This is a genomic window from Pseudomonas sp. R76 (assembly GCF_009834565.1).
Taxonomy (GTDB): domain Bacteria; phylum Pseudomonadota; class Gammaproteobacteria; order Pseudomonadales; family Pseudomonadaceae; genus Aquipseudomonas.
Genome location: NZ_CP019428.1, coordinates 3,170,592 through 3,193,292, shown reverse-complemented (window position 1 = coordinate 3,193,292; position 22,701 = coordinate 3,170,592). Strand labels below are relative to the sequence as shown.

Below are 22,701 nucleotides of genomic sequence, written 5' to 3'. Positions count from 1 at the left end.
ATTCAGCAGCGGGCCTGGGATGCAGCCAATAAGTCATCCGCCATCTGCTGAATCTCCTCGCGCATCCAGAGCGTCTCCAGCCATCCTGCCGGAATGCCTTGAACGCCGTAGTAGGCCCCCGCCAACTGCCCCACGATAGCCGCCGTGGTATCTGCGTCATCACCGAGGTTCGCCGCAGCGAGCACAGCCTCGGCAAAACTGTCGGTGTGCTGGAAACACCAGAACGCAGCCTCCAGAGAGGCCACCGAATACCCGGAACCGACAACGTCATCACGGGATTTGTGCTGATACTCGCCGGCTGCGATCGCCAGCACTTTAGGCGCCGTCAAGCCTGATCCAGAGACCTGCAAGACTGCATTCTTCGAGGCGCCGCTCAAGGCATTGCTGATGGCTTGCGCCAGCACCACGCAACACTCGATCGCCTCTTGGGCCGCGTGAGTCGTGCGGGAGCTTTCGATGGCGAACTTGCGCACGGTTTCCGGGTTGGGAAAGAACAACAGCACCACCGGAGCAAGGCGCATCAGCGAACCATTGCCGGCAGAATACGGATCGGTAGAGCCCGAAAATGCGTCGCCGCTGCCCTCGAAACGTGCCAATGCCTCACGCACGGTCATGCCGATATCAAAGCAGTCTCCGGTAGAACTCAAGTAGCCCCATTTCCACCAGTTCAGATACCGGCCCATCTGATCTTTCGCGTCAAAACCACCCTTGCGCAACAGGCTTTCAGCCAGGCACAGCGCCATCGATGTGTCGTCCGTCCACTGGCCGGGCTTAAGGTTAAACGGCCCGCCGCCGACAATATCCGTCAACGGCGTAAACGAACCGCGTGGCATAAACTCAACCGTGGTGCCAACGGCGTCACCACATGCCAAACCCAGCAAACTGCCGCGGTAGCGATCTGAAAGCGTTATAGACATCGGCACTCCTTGGTAAGTATTCGGCCCGTAAAAAGCCATCCGTGCCCATGCTACTTGACCAGCCGCTTCTCCTTGGAGGGGCGATATCCGAAATACGCGCTATAGCACTTGCTGAAATGACTCGGCGAGACAAACCCGCACGCCACCAGCACATCCACTTGCGACAGCTCGGTGTGCTGCAGCAAACGCCGCGCCTCGGTGACGCGCAACTCCATGTAGTAGCGTTGCGGCGTGGTGCCCAGTTGTTCCTTGAACAGCCGCTCCAGCTGGCGTCGGGAGCGGCCGGCGTAAACCGCGAGCTGGTCCAGCTCCAGGGGCTCTTCAAGGTTGGCGTCCATCAGCTTGACTACTTCACGCAGCGGCGCGCTGACGCAGACGTTTTCCGTGGGTTTGATACGCCGGTAACGCGACTCTTCGAACGACAGAATGTCTTCGATGCCTTCGACCAGGGCTTTGCCGTGCAGGCCCTTGATCCAGTCCAGGGCCATGTGGAAGGAGCCCGAGGGGCTGGAGGCCGTGAGGCGGTCACGGTCGATCACAAAGGCTTCGCTGGTGACCTGGGCGGCCTTGGCGACTTCCGCCAGCGCCGGGCGATGTTCCGGATGGATCGCGCAGCGGTAGCCCTGCAACAGCCCGGCGCGGCCCAGGAACCACGCGCCATTCCACAGGCCGGCGAGGCTGACACCCTGTTCAGCGCCGGCGTGCAACAGCTGGATGAGTTCATCGCCGGCTTTGAGTTCGGTGCGAAAACCGCCGCACACAACCAACAACTCCAGCTCACACAGCGCTGAGAGTTCCAGGCGCGCGTCGGGGCGGATCACCAGGCCCAGGTCGCTGATGACCTCGCCATCGCCGCAGCCGAAGGTACGCGTGGCAAACAGTTCGGGGCGCAGCAGGTTGGCGGTGATGAGGGTGTCGAGGGTCTGGGTGAACGCGGGCAGGGAGAAGTGCTCAAGCAGCAAAAAGCCGACACGCGTGGCGGCGGCCGGCTGCTGTGGGGTTTCATTGAGGTAGCGCAGGTTCTTGCCTTGCATGCCACCGCTGAACTGGCGTCTTTCCATCGAGGCTTAGCCCACTCTTATTATTGATGCAATGGGCGCCATCTTAGAGGATTGCGGCACCAAATCGGCGAAATCGTGGCATCCAGTTATCCAGGATCTGCGCCGAAGCCAGCACATGGTGCGCGCGCCCGATCAGCAGGCGGCGTGGCACAAAGCCGATGTAGCGCGAATCTGCGCTGTTGTCGCGGTTATCGCCCAACATGAAGTAGCTGTCGGCGGGTACTACGACGGGGCCGAAATCCCGCAGCGCACGTACCACCGGCATGAATTGCACGGTGCGCCGGCTGGTATTCGCCTGCTCAGTCAGCTGGATACCCGGCACAGACTGGCCGGGCACAAGGGGCTCGTTGATGGCCTGCTCATCCGAGTAGGTGGCCGGCACGCCGTTGATCCACAGCACCTCGTTCTTCATTTGCAGCGTGTCGCCAGGGATGCCGACGATACGTTTGATCAAGCGCACACCGTCTTTGGGCGAGGAAAAGGTCACCACGTCACCGCGCTGCGGGTTATCCAGCTTGAGCAGTGAAATATCCGTGAGCGGCACCTTGAGGTCATACGCGACGCGGTTCACCAGCACCACATCGCCTTCCACCAGGGTCGGGCGCATGGAGCCGGAGGGGATCGGGTTCCAGTCGGCCAAGGAGGTGCGGAACACGCCAAAACACAGCCAGAAAAGGATGACGTAACGGTATTTGCCCAACAGACTTCGCATACATCCTCGCACTGCAAAGGCGGCGCAGAGCAGGCTCTACGCTGGCCAAGGTCATTTTTTGAAACATTCACGCTTGCCGATGAAGATTACATTAAGGCTTGCCCATACACCTCTACGCGCGGGCGTTAAGCGCTGATCTTCATAAACCCGCGCGCTTCCCAAGCCCGTAGTCAAGCCGTCACGCCCCCATCTGATACGGTTTTTTCTTTGCCATCTGCGCCTGTATCGAAAACGGCCTGGGGCGGACAATGGGCGCATTCCCGACACCCTTGTCGAGTGCGGCAGGAAGGTTCCTGTCGCCCCTTCCCTTCGGAGGCCTTATGACCAAGATGGCAATTTTCCTGTTCGGCTTTTTGGTGCTGACCATCGGCATTGGCTTGCTGGCGACTATCTCGCCGGTCTGATCCAGTTCAGCGCAACGTCACCATTTCGAAATCCGCCGAGGTGCCCGCCGCCTGCGCCGCCAATTCGCTGATCGCGATGGTGCGCAGGGCACTGGCATGACTAAGCAGAAAACGCGTGATGTCCTGGGGTGAGCTGTGTGCATCGGCCAGGCGCTGGTGGTCGCCATATTGGCCGGCCAACAGTTCCATGACTTTATGGGTCGGCAGCGAGCCCTTGGCCGGGTCGAGATGAAGTTTGATTGAGGTGAGTGCCGATCGGCTGCGTGATCGGGTTGCCGGCCAGGCATACGGCGCCGAGCATGCAATAGCCCGTCAAAACCCGTCAATGGCGGCAACCGGCTACCGCTTCAACCGAAGAGCATTGGGTACAGCGACAGTACCAACAATGCCGCCATCGAGCCGTTGAACACCCTGACCCAGCGCGGTTCGCGCAGCACATTGCGCAGGCCGGTGCCACAGCCCACCCAGACACACACGCTGGGCAAATTGACCACTGCGAACACCAAGGCAATCACCAGCACATTGGTCACATAACCCTCAGCCGGCGTATAGGTGGTGATCGCGCCCAACGCCATGATCCATGCTTTGGGGTTGACCCACTGGAACGCCGCCGCGCCGAGGAAAGTCATGGGCTTGGCGTGCGCATCACTGCTGTCGGACATGCCGCCAGCGGTGGCGATTTTCCACGCCAGATACAACAAGTAGGCCGCGCCGACATAACGCAGCACCGTGTAGGCCCACGGGAACACCTTGAATACTTCGCCAAGGCCCAAGCCTACCGAAATCACCAACAGCATGAAGCCAATGCTGATCCCCAGCGCGTGAGGCATCGAACGGCGAAACCCGAAGTTCACCCCCGACGCCAGCAACATGGTGTTGTTGGGCCCTGGGGTGATCGAGGACACAAAGGCGAACAGCACAAAGGCTGACAGCAGGCTGGTGGACATAAACATGGCGCAGCATCCGAACGGCAGTGGTATGCCTGCGACAGTAGTGGGTTCTGGCGACACCCGCCCCGTACAGCTATGGGCGGATCGAGGAATACACTTTGGCCTTGTCGAGCAGTTCACGGCAGTGGTCGACGGTTTGCTGCGTAGACTCCACCATCGGCAGGTGCCCTATGCCGTCAAGAATCACCAGCCGAGCATGGGGAATGCCCGCGAGCCAGGTGTGCGCACTGGCGACGGGCACCATGCGGTCCTCGCGGCCCCATAGAATCAGGCTCGGCACGCGCACCTCAGGCAGCCAGGGTTCAATACGCGGGCTGTCGGAAAAATTCGCAAAAATCTCCGCCAGCTCCTCACGTCGCTTGATATAGCTTTGCGCCTCAGCCGCCAGCATTACCTCGGGTATGGACGGTGGCGCGGCCATGGTCATGGCAAAAAAACGGTCGAACTGCGCACGCGTGTAAATCAGGAATGGGTTATCCCCCCTGTTGACCAATTCTTCCACTTCATTGGGTTGCGGCAGGTTCACCCCCGCGGCCCCAATCAAGCCCAGGGACAACACCCGCTCCGGGTAATGGGTGGCCAACCAGCTGGCGACATAGGCGCCCATGGAACTGCCAATCACGTGCACTTTGTCGATATGGCACGCATCCAGCAACGCGACCATCCGCCGCGCTTGCGCCGCAATGCTGTAGTCGCCACCCGGCACAAAGGTATTTTTACCGTGGCCGGCAAGGTCCGGGATGATTACCCGGTAGTCATCTACAAAATGCCGGGCAAACCCGAGCCAGACGCCCTTGTCCGCGCTGAAACCGTGCAACAGCAACAGGGCTGGCGCATGGCCGCGGCCGCCTTGGTAAGTTGCGAGCGTCATGCCCTTGATCGGCAGGGTAACGGCCTTCAAACCAGACCGCCGTGCTTCTACCCAGGCGATCAGCTCAAACAGCACATTGCCAACGCGTGGGTAGGTCCACCACACCCACAACGCAACGATGGCAAGCACGCTGACGATCACAAGCATCAAGGTTTCTCCGACAATGGCGATGGGATTGCTTTCACTGGCCGGTATACTTGCTCACTGCGCTTGAATCCGTGCTGAACGCATCACAAAAGGACAGGGAATGAAGGTCATCAGGTTTCTACTGATTGTGCTGCTGGTGCCCTTTGGCAGCGACTTGGGCTTCACGTATGAAAAGCCACGTAGGGTATTCACACGCGGTTTTGTAGGGCTCTGTGTGATGGTGGCGACGCTTGAATTGCTGATCCTGCACGATATCTACAACAAATAACCCCGCCTCACCGGTTTAAAACAGTTCCCGATAACGCGCCGGGAACCGTTTATCTTGGCTGACAACGTGCGTCACTCAGTTTTGCGGGCGTTGCTTGGTCGAGTCCAGTTCGGCTTTTTTGGCCGTTGAAATTTCGGTGATCTGCGCAGACTTGGCGATGGCCAGGTCGAACGTGTCCTGCATTTTTGCGATGGCGTCGGTCGCCGTGCCCTTGAGCCCGCCGTTGGCCGCCCAATCGAAGTTCCACACGCCGGACAAGTTGTCGGCGCCGGCAACGTCGTGGGTTTCGATGGCAGTGAACACATCCGGGTGTTTTTCCATGTACTTGGCCGCATCGGAAACGTCTGTGGGCACCTTGCCTGAAGCATTGTTGGCCAACTGCGTCAGCTCCTGCTTGGTAATGGCCGACTTGCCCGTCTGGCGCATGTAATCGGCGATTACCTTACTGGACTTGGCAATGTTCAACTTGTCGTCGAACGTGGACGGCGAGGACTTTGGCGTGTTCGACCCGCCAGACGCGGGCGTTACGGTAGTAGACATCGGCGCTGCTCCCTCAATGGAACGAATGAAATCGTCGTGCTGACGATACCCCGACGCGGACTTTAGCATGGGCAAAGGGCCATTCCCCATGCTTCACAACATTTCACAACGGCAGGCTGATTTTCGCAGCATTTTCCGCTGCCTTCCCGGCCGGTGTCAGTCGTACTTCGGCGGCGGTGGTGGTGTCGGCGCCCTGGTCGGTCGCACGTTTCGGCGCTTGCCTGAATTGACGTTTACGGCATCACGCAGATATTTAAGGTCTAAGACTGTCGTCTGAGGTAGCGTGCCTATCTCGCAGGCTCACCAGCCCTTCAAGCGTAAAGCGTGCCTGTGTCAGCACAACCTCCTGCACGATTTCCATCTCCTTCTGGCTCACCTCTGCCCACTTCAGCGCTTCGAGCAATTTGGGTTTCTGCACCCGGAACGCCAGACCTTGGGTGAATAGCGCCATTGAGTGAATCACCGTGCGCTCGTCCTCTACGGCAAAACCCGACAAATGCGCGATCAGTTGGCGGATAACCCGGCCGATGCGCGCCTTGAAGCGGTCTTCAAATGCGCTCGTGGCGCTTTCCGGGCACAGACCGGCTTGGTGGCGATCAAGAAATGCACGCCACGCCGTGGTCTGCGGGCTGTCCTGGATAGTCGACACGACCGTGCCGAGGATGCCCAACGACACGTCGATCAAGGTTTTATCCTCGGCCTCAAGGTCGGCCAGCGCACTCTCTGCAGCTTCCACGCAAGGGCCCATCTTGCGCCAAAGCAACGTGATCAAATGCTCGACACACGCCAGGTACACGCCTTCCTTGCCATCAAAGTAGTACTGAATCGCCGGTGCGTTGACCCCGGCCGCCGTGGCGATGTCGCGCGTGGAGGCGCGGTCGTAGCCGCGCTCGCCGAACACCACGACCGCCGCCTCGACAATACGCGCACGGGTTTCTTCGCCGCGCTGATAACCACCTTCGGCGGCAGGTTTATGTCGTGCCATGTGCAGCTCCTTTCGAATACCGGACCAAAATATACCAGTTGACAAAAATTCGCGAAAAATGGAATTTATTCCAACTGTTATAAATCTGGAGTGACCCGATGTCCGCTGCACCTCCCTCCCCTCAGGTCATTCCTGAAGACACCGTCAACGGCCAACGCGGCAAGGCTCGACGCATACTGCTCACGATTGCCACCGTCGCGCTGTTGATCGGCCTGGGCTGGGCCGCCTGGTGGTGGCTCACCGGGCGCTTTATCGAGACCACCGACGATGCCTATCTGCAAGCCGACAGCATCAGCGTGGCGCCCAAGATCAATGGCTATGTCGCCGACGTGCTGGTGAGCGATAACCAGAACGTCAAACGCGGTGACGTGCTGGTACGCCTGGACGCACGCAAATACCAGGCCGTGAGCGACGAAGCCTCGGCGACGATTGCCGCGCGCAACGCCGACTACGCCAAGGCCCAGGCCGACCTGGTGCAACAGGACTCGACCATTGCCGAAGCCCGCGCCCAGCTGCAAGGCGCCGAAGCCGATGCGAAACACGCGCAAACCGAGGTCGCCCGCTACGCCCCGTTGGCACGCTCCGGCGCCGAACCGGAAGAGCGCCTGGCGCAACTGAACAACCAACTGGCTCAAGCGCGCAGCACCGTGGCGGCCAAGCAGGCGGCCTTGCGCTCCAGCCAGACCCGCTACGGCACGCTTGAGGCGCAACTCAAACAGGCCCAGGCGCAACTCGGCGTGGCCAAGGCCAGCGAAGCGCAGAGCCAATTGGACGTGGATGACGCCGTGATCCGCAGCCCGCTCGACGGTCGCGTGGCCGATCGTGGCGTGCGTGTCGGCCAGTACGTACAGCCCGGCACGCGCTTGCTGACGGTGGTGCCGATCAGCGCGATTTATCTCACCGCCAACTACAAGGAAACCCAGATCGGTGCGATGCGCCCCGGCCAATCCGTCACCGTGCACGTGGACGCCCTGCCCGGTCGCGACCTGCAGGGCCATATCGATAGCCTCTCACCCGGCACCGGCGCGCAATTTGCGCTGCTGCCGCCGTCGAATGCCACCGGCAACTTCACCAAAATCGTGCAGCGCGTGCCGGTGCGTATTGCCCTGGACGTGCCGGATGACGTACGAGCGGCGTTGATGCCGGGCTTGTCGGCGACCGTTGAAGTCGACACCCGCACCCACGCCGCGGACGCCAATCATGGCTGAGGCACTCACGGCCGAGGTGGTCGCAGAAAAACCGCGCAACGCCTCGCTGACCGACTGGATCGCCGTCGCTGCCGGCGCACTCGGCGCCTTGCTGGCGACGCTGGACGTGTCGATCACCAACTCGGCACTCCCGCAGATCCAGGGGCAAATCGGCGCCACCGGCACTGAGGGCACGTGGATCGCCACCGGCTATTTGATGTCGGAGATCGTCATGATCCCCCTCGCCGCCTGGCTGACGCGTGTGTTCGGTTTGCGCCGATTCCTGATCGGCACCGCCTTGATGTTCACCGCCTTTTCGATGTTCTGCGGCCTCTCCACCAGCCTCGGTGCGATGATCGCAGGGCGTATAGGCCAGGGCTTTGCCGGCGGCGCGATGATCCCCACCGCGCAGACCATCGTGCGTACGCGCCTGCCGCCACACCAGTTGGCGATCGGCACGACAATGTTCGGCATGACGGTGATCCTCGGCCCCTTGCTCGGCCCGGTCATCGGCGGTTGGCTCACGGAAAACATCAACTGGCGCTGGTGCTTCTTTCTCAACCTGCCCATCAGCATCGCCCTGATCACCTTGCTGATCACCGGTCTGCCAAGCGAACGCATGAACCTGCAACGCTTTATCAGCGCCGACTGGCTGGGCATCCTCGGCCTGGCCATGGGCCTGAGCTCGCTCACGGTGGTGCTTGAAGAAGGCCAGCGCGAGCACTGGTTCGATTCCCTGCTGATCTGCTGGCTGAGCATCGCCACGGTGACCGGTTTCTTCCTGATTGCGGTTGGGCAATTCAGGTCGAGCACGCCGATCCTGCGCCTGCAATTGGTGCTCAACAAACGTTTTGGCAGCGTGCTGTTGATCGGCACCGCCGTCGGCGCCGGGATTTACGGTACGGCGTATCTGGTGCCGCAGTTCCTGGGCATCCTTTCCGGCTATAACGCCCAGCAGTCGGGCTCGATCATGTTGCTGTCGGGGATTCCAGCCTTCCTGCTGATGCCGATTCTGCCGCGCATGCTGGGCCGCTACGACCTGCGCTGGATGGTCGGTGCCGGGCTGTTGCTGTATTGGGCCAGCTGCTTTGTCGACACCCAATTGACGGCCGACAGCGTCGGGCATGATTTTGTCTGGTCGCAACTGCTGCGCGGTTTCGGGCAGATCCTGGTGATGATGCCCCTGAGCCAATTGTCCATGCGTTCGGTCGACACCCGCGACGCAGGCGACGCCGCCGGGCTCTACAACATGTCGCGCAACCTCGGCGGCACTATCGGCCTAGCCTTGCTCGGCGTGCTGATGGACCGGCGCAGCCACTTTCATGACGACATGCTGCGCGAAGGTATCCAGGCCAACAGCCAATTGGCCCAGGACCACATGGCCAGCAGCGCCGCCAGCTACCTCGCGCAAACCGGCGATGCGTCCACGTCGCAGTTGCAGGCGTTTGCCCAACTCGCCAACGACATAGCGCGGCAGGCCTCGGTGATGGCCTACAACGACTCGTTTTATGTACTGGGACTCGCGATGCTGGCGTGCCTGCCCCTGATCTTCATCCTGAAAAAGCGCACGGTACAACGATGACTCCTCGCACCCTTCCCCTGCTCCTGACCGTCGGCCTGCTGTCCGCCTGCACAGTCGGCCCGGACTATCACGGTGCGCCCGATGTCGCGCCAAAAACCCTCGCAGCCGGACGTTTGCCGCATGCCCAAAGCGCCGCGCCAAACGCGCCCGCTGTCGCGCAGTGGTGGCGAACCTTGGGCGACACGCAACTCAACGCGCTGGTCGAACAAGCCCTGCAAAACAGCCCGGACATCGCGACGGCACAGGCGCGCTTGCGGCAGTCCCGCGCCAGCCTCGGCGGCGCGCAGGCCAACGCGATGCCCAAGGTTACCGGCGACGCGGCGATGCTTAAATTGCGCTCACCGGACACCTCCGCGCTGGGCGGCAACAGTGGCGGCGGCCGTGGCCCGTTAAACCTCTACCTTGCAGGCTTCGATGCCAGCTGGGAAGCCGACCTGTTCGGCGGCACCCGCCGCGCAGTCGAAGCCGCACAGGCAGAAGCCGACGCCTCGCAAGCCCAACTGGCGGATGCCCAGGTGCAACTGGCGGCCGAAATCGTCCAGGCCTACACCGACCTGCGCGACCAGCAAGCGCGCCTGGCGCTGGTAGACGCCAGCGTCGAGGTTGAAAACCAGGCCCTGGACCTGACCCAGCAACGCCGCGAGCGTGGCGTGGCCTCGCAGCTGCAACTCGAACAAGTACTCACCCAGGCCGAAAACACCCAGGCCCAACGCCTGCCGCTGCAAGCCGCCATCGTCGAATCCCTCGACCAACTCGGGTTGCTCTGCGGCCTGGAACCTGGCGAACTGGATGGCCAGCTCGCCACCGTGCGTGCCCTGCCCGCCATTCCCGCAGCCGTGCCGGTTGCCGACCCAGCCGCGCTGTTGAAGGCCCGGCCCGACATCCGCAGGGCCGAGCGTCAATTAGCCTCGAGCAATGCGCAGATCGGCGAAAAAACCGCTGATTGGTTTCCCAAACTAAGCCTCATGGGTGACCTGTCGTTCTCGGCCGGCGACCCTGGGCACCTGGCGCGTAAGGACAACGGCACGTGGCTGATCCTGCCGCGGATCACCTGGAACGCACTGGATTTCGGCCGCGTTGCCGCCAGCGTCAAAGGTGCCGAGGCCGGGCGTGATGAGGCGCTTGCGCAGTACAAGAGCGTGGTATTGAGTGCGTTGCGGGATGCGGACGTAGCGTTGGCGCGCTACGGCCATCAGCGCCAGAACGTGGTGCTGCTGCGCAATGTTGAATCTTCCGCCGTGCGTGCGGCGGACCTGACGCGCCAGCGCTATCGCGCAGGCACCGCAAGTACGCTGGATTGGCTGGATGCTGAACGCACGCGGTATCAGGCGCAGGAGAGTCGGATATCCGGCGATGCAGAGTTGCTCAAGGATTTTGCCTCGCTGCATAAGGCGTTGGGGCTTGGGTGGACACTGTGAGCAGGCGATTGCCAGGAAATGATCTACCATGAGCCTTGATTTTGTCGGCTGAGGCTGCCCATTTTCGTCCCCTGCAAAGGTTCAACCATGAATGCCCCAGTCATCCTGATCACCGGCGGAAGTCGCGGCGTAGGCGCAGCCACTGCGCGGCTTGCCGCCGAGCGCGGCTACGATGTGGCGATCAGCTTCGCCAAAGAAGTCGCACGGGACGGCATCCGCGTAAACTGCGTCCGCCCCGGGCACATCTACACCGACATGCATGCCAGCGGCGGCGAGCCTGGCCGAGTGGATCGAGTGCGGGACACGATCCCCATGGGCCGCGGCGGACAACCCGAAGAAGTGGCGCGGGCCATATTGTGGCTGGCGAGCGATGAAGCTTCGTTTATTACCGGGACGTTTCTTGATGTCACTGGGGGCAAGTGAGAGGAAAGGATGCCGATGATCAAGATCCATCAAGCGACAAAAGCCGACATCGATGTGCTGCGTGGGATTGGCTGCGAGACTTACCGGGAGCATTTTTCGACGATCTGGTCGCCTGCCGGTATGCAGGATTTTCTTGATCAAGACTTTTCAGTTGGCGCGCTGAGCCAATCCATTGAAGCATCCCACCGGCACTTGTGGCTTATAGCATCAGACAGTGGCGGTAAGACGGTCGGGTTTGCCAAGGTTAACTGGTCAACACCCGCGCCTGTTACTGGGGGCTTAGGCGCAGAGCTGCAAAAAATCTACTTCCTCAAATCTGCTGCTGGGCATGGTTATGGGAAGCAACTTTTGCAGTTCATTCATGACCAGGCGTTGCAGCGCGGGCAAGCTTTACTTTGGCTGGATGTGCTCAAAACCAATTCGAATGCGCGGGGTTTTTATGAGGCGTTTGGATTTAAAAAAATCGGTGAGATTCCGTTCACCACAGATCTGGCTGAGATCGGCATGATTGTGATGAGCTTGCAGTTGAAGCAACCTCAGGCGGGAAAATAAATGGAAGACTTGATACAAGGGCTCGACGGGCCTAGAACGGCTCAGCAGGAGCTGTTTTATGACCTTGAGGATGCGGCGGCGGTTATCGGGTGGTCGGTGGTTGAGCTGACAGCCATGGCGGCCAACGCTAAAACCCCGGCCGAGGCAGTAGCACTGATGAAGATAGGCGCGTTGCTGACCGCTCAGCAGGCAAAGATCGGCGTGTATGCCGGGGAAGTTAAGGAACAACGCATTAACAGGGCAGAATGCGGCCTGGGCTGATAACAGATGACTTTGACATGCGCGAACGGCTCGCCTACTTGGATAACATCAAGGTATTCGGCTTAGACGAACATTGCATGACGGCATAAATTTATAATCGCGGTAATTTCGCGAAAAAAAACAAGTGCGACAGTTAGCGGTCCTACCTCGAGTTTTCTAATAATGAAATCAAGCGACTCGCTGTACCTTTCAAAACTGGATCACCTGCGTTTTCTCGCAGCGCTGTTAGTACTGGCATGGCATATCATGCGGCATCAACTTCAAGTCCCCACCACGTTTATTCCGAGTTTTTGGCCGATGAGCCTTTTTGCAGAAGGGCATACCGGCGTGGCGCTGTTTATGGTGTTAAGTGGCTATATATTCATGACACTGTGCCATGACCGAGAAATAGACTACTTCGCCTTCATCAGAAACAGAATACTGCGCATTGCACCGCTGTTCATACTCTGGACGCTTCTGTACTTCTACATTGGCAATATCGACCCCGCCAAACTCATTGTTGCCGTCGGTGCATTGCTTGATCATAAAACCGTGCCCGGGGTGGGCTGGACAGTCATTGTCGAATTCCAGTTTTACCTGCTGTTTCCTTTCCTGCTTATATTTTCACGAAAAATGGGGCTTCGTTACTTAGTTGGGTTGATCCTCCTGGCCGTCGCTATCCGTTGGTGCATCTGGTTTACGCTCGGCACCGTGCAAGACCTCGCCTACTCCACGATATTCGGCCGTATCGACCAGTTTTTATTCGGCATGCTCGCGTGTGCGGCACTTCGCAAGTTCCCCGCTTATTTCAAATCACCGTTGGTTTTATTAGCACTCGTGGCGCTATGGTCATTCCTCTACCATCGCTTTGATGTGCTGGGAGGCTACTTCGACAATCATGGCTTTCCCTCGCAGGCCTCTGTCTGGGTTTACCTTCCAACCCTGGAAGGCTTGTTTTACGGCCTGATAACCGCCGCCTACCTGGGCACGGTGCAATTGCTCCCCAGGGTGCTGGACAAAGCCATCGCGTGGCTGGGGATGCTCAGTTACTCACTGTACCTCAACCACCCGTGGGCGATCGAGGTAGCCATGAAAATCCTTAAGCGATTTAACGTCGACATGACGGATTTCTGGACGGCATTAATCCTGGGCATGGCGACGGTGCTGCCTATCCTGATCGTTATGTCCGCGGGAACGTATTACTTGATTGAGAAACCGTTCCTGTCGCTGCGCACGCGCTATTTAAAACCGATTGTGGCGCAGCCGAGCGGACATGCAAGCCCTGTAAGCCAGCAACTTCCAGCCTAAAAAAGGACGGATTTATGTGGTCAAACATAAGTCCGTCTTCATTATCACGTACAAAAAGAAATTAATGTCGCCCACGAAGCATCTTACAAAATCAGTGCAGTATTAGCGCCATAGGCAGAGTTTTGAATGTTGTGGCACCGCCCAGCCTGGCTTCGGACATTTCCCACAGTCTGACGAGGTTGAGCCATAGGAAGCTATTTGGCTAGGATTCGCCGTCGCAGTAAATCCTGTGGCCGGGTGTCGCAACCTGAAGTAATCTGAGGCGCGGTAGCGCCATAGCTCTGTAGCAGGCGTTTTTTTTGTGCCTGCTCACCGCATCTATGGTGGATCGTGTGAGGCGGGCTATTGCCCGGCCGGTTTCCTCAGAGACTGGTTTGCGACCCTCGCACGGTCCACCACCCACCCGTGTCGCAACGGCGGTGGTGGCCTCTTAATTTTCTGAGGATAAAGAGGATGTTTTCTACACATCGAAACTACCGAGTTATTGAAGCAAAAATCAGTGCTGCGCAGTGGCATTCGGCTGTGAATGCACACTCAATTAATCGCACATTGGAGTCTCACTCATGAAAACACGCACAGCTGATGAAGACCTTCCCACCAGTGTATTCAAAGTGAGGCCGGACTTGAGTTCAGAAGAAGCATTAGTGAATGCTTGTGAGCTTCTGATATCGGCGTCGGTAATGGCTAATGAACAAGCGATCACCGCGAGTGGTTCGCAGCGTTTCCAAACATTCGGATTGGCCCACTTGATTGAAAGTGCGCAGCTTCTAGTGAATGACGCGCTGGAGAAAACGAGCCCGATAAATCCCTGATTATCGGCTCAGAGGTTGAGCAACACATCCCAAAAGCTGGGAATACATATTAAATTGCAGGCAATAAAAAACCCCGTAGACGTTAATCTACGGGGTTTTCAATAGTGGAGGCCGAGGTCGGAATCGAACCGGCGTAGGCGGATTTGCAATCCGCTGCATAACCATTTTGCTACTCGGCCTCAAACGATCAATGCCCTGACTACCGACATTCACCGCATAAAAACTTGAGTGGGCTATAAAACCCTGCCTCTACTCTAACTCATTGAATACATTGAAGTTTTTAATGCTTCGTTGCGTTCGATGGGCGCCATTATGTACTCATTTGCTTTTGCCTGCAACCCCTTGATTTCAAAAATATTTCGTATTGGCATCAAGTGGTTGCACGCCTGCCCTACTCCTTGATGAGCAGTTGCTGATACTGCGGGTCGGCCTTGATCTGGGCGTCGGTGAAGGGCAGCGGGCGCAGTTTTTTCGCTGAAAACGCTTGGGTCTGGTCCTTCGAGTATTTCGATTCAGGGTTACTGGATTCGGAGAATGCCAGCACGCCAAGGGCTTGAGGGCCGTTGTCGTCGAAGGTGACGATTTGCAGGTAGCTGCTGCCGCTGACCACTTCGCGTTTGCCGTCGGCGCGGGGCACGGTTTGCATGGCGTTGTAGATGCCCAGTTCCTGCGGGCCGCCGTGGATTGGGGTTTGGCCGGAGACCTGAATATCGCCCCAGCGGGTCAGGCCGAGTTTGCTGACGTCTGCGGTAGAAGCCAGCATGGCTTCGCGCAGGGCCTTGGCGACCGGTTCGCGCTCGATGGCCAGGCCGCGCGGTGTGGTCAGGGGTTGGGCCGGGTCGAAGGCGACGCGCCAGGCGTCGGGGAGTTGCTGCAGGTGCTCAAACAGGTTGATGAAATGCACCAGGCCCACGCCACTGTCGAGGTTGGCGCGCTGGTCCCAGGCTTTCAGGCTGGCACACAGTGGCTGCAAGGCCACTGTGTCGGCGCCGAGGTGTTTGGCGCAGAACGCCAGCAAATCGGGCATGACTTGGCCGGCGAGGTAGACCTCGTTGTCCATGACCATGTTTTGCAGGTCGGCCACGCTGATCGGTTGCTTCTCCAGGGATTGCAGGCGTTGCACGGCGAAACGGGCACGTGGGCCAAGCCCGATGTGGTCCTGGCTGATCACCGGCGAGAAGCCGGTGAGCGGCGCCTTCGGGTTGGCCAGCCACGCCGAGTCGTTGGCGTGCTGCACGTAGTCGGTGCGCTGCAGTTGCGGCAGTTGGTCGGCGGCGAAGATGCCAGGCTGCGCGGCACGCGGGTCGACATCCCAGGCGCAGGCACTGTGGGCGCCGTCAAGCATGATCAGCTGCAGCCCGGCCCGTGGGTCGCTGCATTGCGCGAGTTTGGCGGCGCTGACGTTGGGCACCACCGACAGGTTCATGTACAGGCTCTGGCCCTGGTCGTCGGCGGCCACCGTGTTGACCCACGGGATGCCTTGCAGCGTGTGCACCGAGGTTTGCAGTGCTTTGAGGCTAGTGGCTTGGTTCATGGCGTACCACTGCTGCAACACGCGGTCGTTGCCCAGGTTGGCGTCGCGCAGGCTAAAGGCGTAGTGGTTGTCCCAATCGAGCTTGCCGGGCCATTGCACCACCGGGCCGAACTTCGAGCTGTACACGGTATGCGGCTGGGCCTTGAGGCTGCCGTCGGCTTGCTTGACCTGCACCGTCAGCGTGGTTTTCTCCAGGGGAATGGAGTTGCCGTCGAGCAGGTAGCGCGTCGAATCCTTGGGATCCAGGGTCAAGCGGTACAGGGTGAAATGCTTAGAGGTGTCGACGGTGTGGGTCCAGGCCACATGCCTGTTGAAGCCGATATTGATCACCGGCAAGCCTGGCAATGCGGCGCCCATCACGTCGAGTTGGCCGGGAATGGTCAGGTGCATTTGGTAAAAACGCATGCCGCCCATCCACGGGAAATGCGGGTTGGCCAGCAACATGCCACGGCCATTAAACGAGCGATCACGGCCTACGGCGACGGCGTTGCTGCCACGGTCGAAGCTGAAGCGCTGTTGATTGGCCGCGGCCAACTCAAAGGCTTTTACGCCGGGCTGCGCACTGGCCGTGGTTTGAGGCGGTGTGGCGCCCACCAACGCTTCGGCGAATTGGCCGACCCCGCCTTCCACCAGCAACCTGCGGGTCAGCTTGACCACGTCTTGCGCCACGAACGGGCGCACCCACGCGGCCTGGCACTGTGCAGGAGCGCCCTGCTCTTTCAGATAACGGTTGTAGCCCGCGACGTAGCCTTCAATGCGCTGCTGGATCTGCGGTGTCTGGGCGTTCCAGAACGCAGCGACTGCATCCGGTGTATTCAACCAGGTGAAAAACACATCGCTGGCGAGGTTGTTGCGCTCTTCCAGGGTGGCCTGTTCAGGGCCAAAAAACCTGGCGCGCTCGCCATTCACGGTGACCACTTCATTGGCCAGCAGGCACAGGTTGTCCTGGGCATACGCGTAGCCGATGCCGTAGCCCAGGCTACGTTCGTCATGGGCGCGAATATGCGGTACGCCGTAGGTGGTGCGACGGATATCCGCCGAGGTCTGTGACACAGGCTGACCCACACAGGCTGCCAGGCTCAGGCCCAGCAATACCCCCGTAACACACGCCCTGGTTACCCTGTTGAAAATAATCACATCGACTCCACAGTTATATTGAACGCCCTCACTGGGGGCAACTACCCCACCGTAAGGACGCAAAATATCGGGAGTGATTTAGTCGCGAGCGGTATCTATTTGCGTCGTCGGCGCTGTGACAATTCTGATACCGACAAAATTTCTACATCCGGCACTTCATGATTTTGCTCGCTCGTTCGTCTTATTAGATAAGAGCGCCATCATTTTCCTGATCAGGCTCTGATAAGGAGTTTTTTGCATGTACAACTCGCAACTGCCCACGGACGGACACACACCTGCCGCCGAGGCCAATTTCGGCGGCGGCGCACAAGCGTTCGGCAAAGCACCCGAACAGCAAGGCAACCAGCGTATTCGCCATTTGCTCAAGTGTTTCGGTTTGCGCACCAGCCTGATTCGGCTGAAGGTCATCGACGCCCTGCTCACCGCTGCCGACAACCAGCGCACCCTGGGCGTACGCGGCGTGCACAGCCATTTGCTGGAGCTGGGCATTCCGTTGTCGTTTCTCAGCGTGCGTGAGGTGCTCAAGCGCCTGTGCAGCGAGGGCGTGATCACCCTCAATGCGGATAAAAGCTACAGCCTCCACGAAGAGGCTGCCAAAGTGCTCGACAGCCGCGCCTGAGTCACCCTCAGAAGTTAGGCTTGACCTTGCGGCGCATGATGCCGTTGATCACCACCACGGTCACCGCCACGGCAATGGCGATGTACTGGAACGTCTTCTCGCTGATAACCCCGGTGTTCTGCAGGTAGGACAGGCCAAACATCGTCCCCAGCACCACAAGGGAAATCAGAATCGAATATTTCAAACGTTGCTTTTGGGTCATGACGGGTTTCCTGAACCTGATAAATGTATCCACTTTGTATCGTCGAGCATGCCAAGCACATACCCGGTTACGGGGATGGATGCGGGTCGACAGGGTCATATGTTACAGGCGATGAAAAGCTTTGGCTCGTCCCACGCCTGATTGACCCTGTCAGTACCCTAGAGGATGTTGAAATGCTTCGTCGAATCACACTGCTGATTCCATTGCTGATCATGCTGAGCATGAGCGGCTGCTTCTTTTTCCCACACGGCGGCGGTGGCGGCTGGCACGACCATCGCTATGACGACGGCCGAGGCTACGAGCACCGCTGATCGTGCCGGCGTCTCGCTTTCCGGGCTGGAAAGCGAGACGCTCAGCCCGCGTGCACCCAGCGCTGGTGCAACCACCGTGCAAATGCGTCAAGAGCAAAGCCCAGCAGCCCGATCAACAGCACCATCGCCATCAACTCTGAATACGCCAGACGGTCACGCGTGTCGAGGATGTAATACCCCAGCCCCGCACTGACCCCGAGCATTTCGCACGGCACCAGCACAATCCACAAAATGCCGATGGCCAGGCGCACGCCGGTCAGCACATGCCCCACAACGCCGGGAATAATCACCCGACGCAGGGTTTCCCAGCGTGTTGCACTCAAGCTCTTGCTCAATTGCAACCAACGCGGGTCCAGCTGACGCACGCCCGCAGCGGTATTGAGCATGATCGGCCACACCGCAGCAAAGGCCAGCAGGAAGTAGATAGGCTGGTCGCCGACGCCCATCAACATCACCACGATGGGCATCCACGACAGCGGTGAAATCATCCGCAGAAACTGGAAAGCCGGCGTGGTTGCCGCCTCCAGGTTGCGCGAACTGCCCACCAGCAACCCCAGCGGCACGCCCACCAGCAACGCCAGGAATAACCCGACGAAGATGCGTTTCAGGCTCACCGCGATATGCACATACAGCTCGCCGCGCCCGAGCAGTTCCCACAGGCTGCTGAAGGTCGCCGCCAGTGAGAAGCGCGCCGACAACCCGTCGGCATCGCCAAACACCTTCACCCCCAGCCACCATAAAAACAGCAAGCCTGCCAAGCCACTCAGCCCCAGCAACCAGCCCGGGATTCTGCCGTTGTTCAAACGCCAATCTCCTCGTGTCGTTCATAGCCATCCGGCAAGCCGAAGGTCTGCATGCCGCCCACCGACTCAATGGCACGGCGCACAAAGCGGTCATCCACCAGGTCTTTGGCGACGAAGGCCGGGTCAAGGTCGGCAAGGAATTTCTTGTCGCCTTCGATCAAGGTGTCCTTCAGGCGCCGCACCAATTCCTCGGTGTAGCTGGGGAATGGGTAAGGCTGGAAGTCGATGCGGTGCTCGTCCCAGTTGGCGTGCTGGATCGCGCCATCGGCCAGGTAAGCGGCGCGGTCGCCGGCAGCCGGGGCCAATACTTTGCTCAACACCGGCTCAGCATGCTGCGTGTAGCGGTTCGGGCCGTCCTTGGACAGCAGCTTCACAGCCTCTTCGCGGTTGTCGCGTGTCCATACCTGCGCCTTGACGATGGCATTCACCACCTTCTGCGACCATTCCGGGCGATTGGTCAGGTCGTGCTCGTGCATGAACACCACGCAGCAGGCGTGGTTGCGCCACACGTCGCCGGTAAAGCGTTGCACGCGACCGACCTTGAGGTTTTCCGCCAGGGCGTTGAACGGCTCGGCAACGATGTAGCCGTCGATGCGCTTGCTGGCCAGGGCCGGAGGCATGTCGGAGGGCGGCAACACGATCAGGTTGACTTCATTGGCGGCAATCGCCGTACCCGCTGCACGGGCCACCGGCGTCAGGCCGTTGTCACGGAACAGTTGCTGCACCACCACGTTATGGATCGAGTACCAGAACGGAATCGCCACCGACTTGCCGCCCAGTTGTTTCACCTCGGTAATGCCGGGCGACACCGTCAGGCCCGAACCGCCGACGTGGTTCCAGGCCACCACTTTGGCCGGCACCTTGCTGCCGTAGCGCGCCCACACCGTCATCGGCGACAACAGGTGAATCACGTTGACCTGCCCGGAAATAAACGCCTCGATCACCTGCGCCCAACTGCGCAACAGCACTGGGCGCTCGGCCTTGATGCCTTCGGCTTCGAACAGGCCGTTGTTGTGCGCAACCAATAGCGGCGTGGCGTCGGTGATCGGCAAGTAGCCGATGCGCACCGGCGCGTCCGGCTCATTGGCGGCGCGGGCCTGCAAGCTGCTCAGCAGCGGTAAGGCACCGGCGGCGCTGAGCACTGCCGAGAGTTTGAGAAAGTCACGGCGCGAGTGGGTCAGGTCATCCAAGCACATGGCCAGGCTCCAGCAATTCAAGAGGGTTGGGTTGAGGGCGGCTCGCCTGCCGTAAGGTTTTTAAGATGTCGATACGCAGCGCGCCGATGGCCTCGACTTGCTCTTCACGCGGTTGAGGCAGGTCGATGTGCCACTCGCCCAGCGTGCGCGCCGGGCGATTGCCCAGCAGCAGGATACGGTCGGACAGCAACAGCGCCTCATCAATATCGTGAGTAATCAATACCGCCGCCGAGCCTTGCTCGCGGTTGACCTTGAGCAGCAGGTGCTGCATGTCGGCACGGGTGACTTCATCCAGCGCGCCGAACGGCTCATCCAGCAGCAACACTTGCGGTTGCCGCGCCAGGCAGCGGGCCAACGCCGTGCGCTGCGCCATCCCGCCGGACAATTGCGCCGGGAACTGCTGGCGCGCATGTTCCAGCCCGACCGCCGCGATGGCGCGATCAACGCGCAGGCGCCGTTCTTCAGGGCTCAAGTGCGGTTGGCGAGCGAAATCCAGGCCGAAAGCGACGTTCTTTTCCAGGTTCAGCCACGGCAACAGGCCAGGGTCTTGAAAGGCCACCGCCACGCGCGGATGCGGGCCGTCCAGTGGCTCGCCGAGCACCTGCACGCCACCGCCCTGAGGCGCCTGCAAACCGGCGAGCACCCGCAACAGGCTGGACTTGCCGACGCCGCTGGGGCCAAGGATCGACACCACTTCGCCCGGCTGCAAGTGCAAGTCGAACCCTTGCAGCACCGGGCCACTGGCATACCCCAGGCAAATCCCCTGGGCGCTTAATACCGCCTGGCTCACAGCGCGGCCTGGCGTTGCAACTCAGTGCGCAATTGCACCAGGCTTGGCGTGACGATCGGCACGAAGGCCGACTCGCGCCAACGCCGGGCAAACCCGCTGCCGTGAGCGGTGAGGTAAGCCTTGCCGCCGCTGGCTTGCAGCTCAAGCTGCACGGCACTGGCGGCGGTTTCGGCGAGGGCGATACGCAGCTTGAACAAGGGCACCGGCTCGGCAGCAAAACGCCCGGCCAGCAGGCCTTTTTTCAGGTCATTGACCAAGTGGTCGAGGGTCACGCGCAGCGCTTCCAACTCATCGCGCAACACGGTGCGGCTTGATCCCAAGTGGTTGGCCACTTCCGCCAGCGAGCGCCGCGCCAGGCCAATCGACATGCCGCACTGCAAGCCCAGAAACGCCGGGCGTACGGCCGGTAGAAATTTGCGCGCATCCTCATGCAACAACCACTCACGGCTCAGCTCAACGCCTTCCAGGCCCAGGGCTGCGGTGTTGCTCGACTGCAACCCCAGCAGCTCCAGGTCGCGCGAGCGTTGCAAGCCCGCCACCGAATCCGGAATCGCCAGGATAAACGGCGCGCCACCCCCGGCATGTTCGATAGCTGCCGCGGCTACAAAGCCGTTCTTGCGCAGGTTGGTCACCCAGTGCAGGCGCCCGTTGAGGGTCCAGCCGTCTTTCGTTGGCTCGGCGCTGATTTGCAGCGTCTCGATGCCCGACAAAAACTTCATCGCATTCGACAGCCCCGTGGCCCCGGCCAACTTGCCACTGAGCAAGTCCGGCAACAGTTGCTCACGCAGCCGCTCATTCGGGCTCTGCAGCAAATATTCGATAAAGGAGCGCTGGCCCCAGCACACAAACGCCGCCGCCAGGGAATGGCTGGCGACATTGGCGATGGCGTCCACCGCCGCGGTCACATCGCCGCCCGAGCCACCGAGGTTTTTTGGCACGCCGATACGCAATACATTGGCTTCTGCCAGCCGTGGCAGCACTTCCTGTGGATCGCAACTGCCCACGTCCAGGGCCTGCGCTTGAACATCGAGCCAACGGCTCAAGATTGGGTCAAGCATTCGTTTCTCCTTATTACAGCAGGTAGACCATCGCCTTATCAGCTTGCCGGTTTTTCCCAACGCTATTGCGCCAGCTCCGGGTTCAGCGGGGTACGGGCAAACACGTTAGCGAAGTTGCACAGGGTTGCCAGGCTCACGCCCAAAATAACTTCCAGGGCCTGGCCTTCGGAGTAACCGGCAGCACGAAACGCCTCGAAACCTGCGTCGCTGACATCACCTCGCGTGGCGATCACCTCACGGGTGAAGGCGGCGAGTGTCTCATAGCGGGCATTGGGCAATTCGCCGCGTTGGCGCAGTGCATCAATCACCTCCTCCGGCAGCTTGGCTTTGTTGCGCGCCACGGCGGTGTGGCCGGCGACGCAGAAATCACAACCGTGGGTAGTGGCCGCCACCAGTTGCACCACCTCACGGTCGGCCAGGCTCAGTTCGGCCTTGGCGTTGAGGCCGGAGACGGTGATGTAGGTTTCCAGGGCGGCCGGTGCGTTAGCCAGTACGGCGAGCAGGTTCGGAATGAAACCCGAGGCTTTCAGGGCGTTTTCCAGCAAGGGTTTGGCGGCTTCCGGCGCGGTTTCCGGGGTCAACAACGGTACACGGGACATGGAGTGGTCTCCTGGTGGGTTCGTGTACCCAGTCTGTTGGTTATAAAAAATCGACTCAATAGGCTAAAGTAGCGA

Annotated in this window: 26 protein-coding genes, 1 tRNA gene and 1 pseudogene; 12 read left to right on the top strand and 16 right to left on the bottom strand. The window is 60.0% G+C overall.

Features of this window, described 5'->3' with window-relative positions:
* Positions 1 to 2: 2 nt before the first annotated feature.
* Genes PspR76_RS14495 through lepB form a run of 3 tightly spaced genes read right to left on the bottom strand, consistent with a single transcriptional unit; the run spans position 3 to position 2,690 of the window.
* The gene (locus tag PspR76_RS14495) at positions 3 to 917 is read right to left on the bottom strand and encodes an ADP-ribosylglycohydrolase family protein (protein ID WP_159956285.1); all 915 of its coding nucleotides are present in this window, start codon (positions 915 to 917) and stop codon (positions 3 to 5) included.
* 50 nt (positions 918 to 967) lie between these two features.
* Positions 968 to 1,978 (bottom strand): GlxA family transcriptional regulator, encoded by a 1,011-nt coding sequence (locus PspR76_RS14490; RefSeq protein ID WP_159956283.1) that lies wholly within the window; start codon positions 1,976 to 1,978, stop codon positions 968 to 970.
* 43 nt (positions 1,979 to 2,021) lie between these two features.
* Positions 2,022 to 2,690 (bottom strand): signal peptidase I, encoded by a 669-nt coding sequence (gene lepB, locus PspR76_RS14485; RefSeq protein ID WP_159956281.1) that lies wholly within the window; start codon positions 2,688 to 2,690, stop codon positions 2,022 to 2,024.
* Positions 2,691 to 2,938: 248 nt separating this feature from the next.
* Between lepB and PspR76_RS14480 the strand changes: the two genes are divergently transcribed.
* Entirely contained in the window at positions 2,939 to 3,094 is a 156-nt protein-coding gene (locus PspR76_RS14480) for a hypothetical protein (RefSeq protein ID WP_159956279.1), read from the top strand.
* 6 nt (positions 3,095 to 3,100) lie between these two features.
* On the opposite strand, the gene PspR76_RS14475 is transcribed toward PspR76_RS14480, so the two are convergent.
* The 3 genes from PspR76_RS14475 to PspR76_RS14465 form a co-directional block, all read right to left on the bottom strand.
* Positions 3,101 to 3,283, bottom strand: coding sequence for a hypothetical protein (locus tag PspR76_RS14475; RefSeq protein WP_237235763.1), 183 nt, complete (start codon positions 3,281 to 3,283; stop codon positions 3,101 to 3,103).
* 158 nt (positions 3,284 to 3,441) lie between these two features.
* Positions 3,442 to 4,047, bottom strand: coding sequence for a LysE family translocator (locus tag PspR76_RS14470; protein WP_159956277.1), 606 nt, complete (start codon positions 4,045 to 4,047; stop codon positions 3,442 to 3,444).
* 70 nt (positions 4,048 to 4,117) lie between these two features.
* Positions 4,118 to 5,062 carry an alpha/beta fold hydrolase gene (locus tag PspR76_RS14465; protein WP_159956275.1) on the bottom strand — a complete coding sequence of 315 codons (945 nt, stop codon included), beginning with the start codon at positions 5,060 to 5,062 and terminating at the stop codon, positions 4,118 to 4,120.
* A gap of 100 nt (positions 5,063 to 5,162) precedes the next feature.
* On the opposite strand from PspR76_RS14465, the gene PspR76_RS31055 reads away from it, so the two are divergent.
* Entirely contained in the window at positions 5,163 to 5,330 is a 168-nt protein-coding gene (locus PspR76_RS31055; RefSeq protein WP_174245626.1) for a hypothetical protein, read from the top strand.
* Between the two features lie 75 nt (positions 5,331 to 5,405).
* Here the strand turns inward: PspR76_RS31055 and PspR76_RS14460 are convergent, their stop codons facing one another.
* Entirely contained in the window at positions 5,406 to 5,870 is a 465-nt protein-coding gene (locus PspR76_RS14460; RefSeq protein ID WP_159956273.1) for a hypothetical protein, read from the bottom strand.
* 253 nt (positions 5,871 to 6,123) lie between these two features.
* On the bottom strand, positions 6,124 to 6,855 hold the full coding sequence (locus PspR76_RS14455) for a CerR family C-terminal domain-containing protein (RefSeq protein WP_159956272.1): 732 nt from the start codon (positions 6,853 to 6,855) through the stop codon (positions 6,124 to 6,126).
* Positions 6,856 to 6,953: 98 nt separating this feature from the next.
* Between PspR76_RS14455 and PspR76_RS14450 the strand changes: the two genes are divergently transcribed.
* From PspR76_RS14450 to PspR76_RS14415, 8 genes and pseudogenes are all read left to right on the top strand, one after another.
* Positions 6,954 to 8,063, top strand: a complete 1,110-nt coding sequence (locus PspR76_RS14450; RefSeq protein ID WP_159956271.1) for an HlyD family secretion protein — start codon at positions 6,954 to 6,956, stop codon at positions 8,061 to 8,063.
* Positions 8,056 to 9,624 (top strand): DHA2 family efflux MFS transporter permease subunit, encoded by a 1,569-nt coding sequence (locus tag PspR76_RS14445; RefSeq protein WP_159956270.1) that lies wholly within the window; start codon positions 8,056 to 8,058, stop codon positions 9,622 to 9,624. Before PspR76_RS14450 ends, PspR76_RS14445 begins: the two co-directional genes overlap by 8 nt.
* Positions 9,621 to 11,042 (top strand): efflux transporter outer membrane subunit, encoded by a 1,422-nt coding sequence (locus PspR76_RS14440; protein WP_159956269.1) that lies wholly within the window; start codon positions 9,621 to 9,623, stop codon positions 11,040 to 11,042. The genes PspR76_RS14445 and PspR76_RS14440 overlap by 4 nt, the downstream gene beginning before the upstream one ends.
* 117 nt (positions 11,043 to 11,159) lie before the next feature.
* A pseudogene (locus tag PspR76_RS14435) lies at positions 11,160 to 11,465 on the top strand (SDR family oxidoreductase); the annotation flags it as partial.
* A 15-nt stretch (positions 11,466 to 11,480) separates the two neighbouring features.
* The gene (locus tag PspR76_RS14430) at positions 11,481 to 12,017 is read left to right on the top strand and encodes a GNAT family N-acetyltransferase (protein WP_159956267.1); all 537 of its coding nucleotides are present in this window, start codon (positions 11,481 to 11,483) and stop codon (positions 12,015 to 12,017) included.
* A complete protein-coding gene (locus PspR76_RS14425) occupies positions 12,018 to 12,278 on the top strand; it encodes a hypothetical protein (protein ID WP_159956266.1) in 261 nt (86 codons plus the stop codon).
* Between the two features lie 162 nt (positions 12,279 to 12,440).
* Positions 12,441 to 13,565, top strand: a complete 1,125-nt coding sequence (locus tag PspR76_RS14420; protein ID WP_159956265.1) for an acyltransferase family protein — start codon at positions 12,441 to 12,443, stop codon at positions 13,563 to 13,565.
* A gap of 563 nt (positions 13,566 to 14,128) precedes the next feature.
* The gene (locus PspR76_RS14415; RefSeq protein ID WP_159956263.1) at positions 14,129 to 14,377 is read left to right on the top strand and encodes a DUF6124 family protein; all 249 of its coding nucleotides are present in this window, start codon (positions 14,129 to 14,131) and stop codon (positions 14,375 to 14,377) included.
* 105 nt (positions 14,378 to 14,482) lie between these two features.
* On the opposite strand, the gene PspR76_RS14410 is transcribed toward PspR76_RS14415, so the two are convergent.
* Together PspR76_RS14410 and pvdQ are read right to left on the bottom strand one after the other, a co-directional pair.
* Positions 14,483 to 14,556 (bottom strand) — tRNA-Cys (locus tag PspR76_RS14410).
* 212 nt (positions 14,557 to 14,768) lie between these two features.
* Positions 14,769 to 17,048 (bottom strand): bifunctional acylase PvdQ, encoded by a 2,280-nt coding sequence (gene pvdQ / locus PspR76_RS14405; protein WP_159956261.1) that lies wholly within the window; start codon positions 17,046 to 17,048, stop codon positions 14,769 to 14,771.
* A 238-nt stretch (positions 17,049 to 17,286) separates the two neighbouring features.
* Here pvdQ and PspR76_RS14400 point away from each other — a divergent pair, with 238 nt between their 5' ends.
* The gene (locus PspR76_RS14400) at positions 17,287 to 17,667 is read left to right on the top strand and encodes a fe2+ zn2+ uptake regulation protein (RefSeq protein ID WP_159956259.1); all 381 of its coding nucleotides are present in this window, start codon (positions 17,287 to 17,289) and stop codon (positions 17,665 to 17,667) included.
* A 7-nt stretch (positions 17,668 to 17,674) separates the two neighbouring features.
* On the opposite strand, the gene PspR76_RS14395 is transcribed toward PspR76_RS14400, so the two are convergent.
* Complete coding sequence (locus PspR76_RS14395) at positions 17,675 to 17,869, bottom strand: hypothetical protein (RefSeq protein ID WP_053255884.1); 195 nt, start codon at positions 17,867 to 17,869, stop codon at positions 17,675 to 17,677.
* A gap of 173 nt (positions 17,870 to 18,042) precedes the next feature.
* Between PspR76_RS14395 and PspR76_RS31050 the strand changes: the two genes are divergently transcribed.
* The gene (locus PspR76_RS31050; RefSeq protein WP_174245625.1) at positions 18,043 to 18,180 is read left to right on the top strand and encodes a hypothetical protein; all 138 of its coding nucleotides are present in this window, start codon (positions 18,043 to 18,045) and stop codon (positions 18,178 to 18,180) included.
* Between the two features lie 41 nt (positions 18,181 to 18,221).
* On the opposite strand, the gene PspR76_RS14390 is transcribed toward PspR76_RS31050, so the two are convergent.
* The 5 genes from PspR76_RS14390 to PspR76_RS14370 all read right to left on the bottom strand — a co-directional run bounded on the left by PspR76_RS14390 (position 18,222) and on the right by PspR76_RS14370 (position 22,626).
* Positions 18,222 to 18,968, bottom strand: coding sequence for an ABC transporter permease (locus tag PspR76_RS14390; protein ID WP_420029995.1), 747 nt, complete (start codon positions 18,966 to 18,968; stop codon positions 18,222 to 18,224).
* Positions 18,969 to 18,979: 11 nt separating this feature from the next.
* On the bottom strand, positions 18,980 to 20,179 hold the full coding sequence (locus PspR76_RS14385) for an ABC transporter substrate-binding protein (protein ID WP_159956255.1): 1,200 nt from the start codon (positions 20,177 to 20,179) through the stop codon (positions 18,980 to 18,982).
* Positions 20,166 to 20,969, bottom strand: a complete 804-nt coding sequence (locus tag PspR76_RS14380) for an ABC transporter ATP-binding protein (protein ID WP_159956253.1) — start codon at positions 20,967 to 20,969, stop codon at positions 20,166 to 20,168. The genes PspR76_RS14385 and PspR76_RS14380 overlap by 14 nt, the downstream gene beginning before the upstream one ends.
* Complete coding sequence (locus PspR76_RS14375; protein WP_159956251.1) at positions 20,966 to 22,027, bottom strand: acyl-CoA dehydrogenase family protein; 1,062 nt, start codon at positions 22,025 to 22,027, stop codon at positions 20,966 to 20,968. The genes PspR76_RS14380 and PspR76_RS14375 overlap by 4 nt, the downstream gene beginning before the upstream one ends.
* Positions 22,028 to 22,089: 62 nt before the next feature.
* On the bottom strand, positions 22,090 to 22,626 hold the full coding sequence (locus tag PspR76_RS14370) for a carboxymuconolactone decarboxylase family protein (RefSeq protein WP_159956249.1): 537 nt from the start codon (positions 22,624 to 22,626) through the stop codon (positions 22,090 to 22,092).
* Positions 22,627 to 22,701 lie beyond the last annotated feature (75 nt).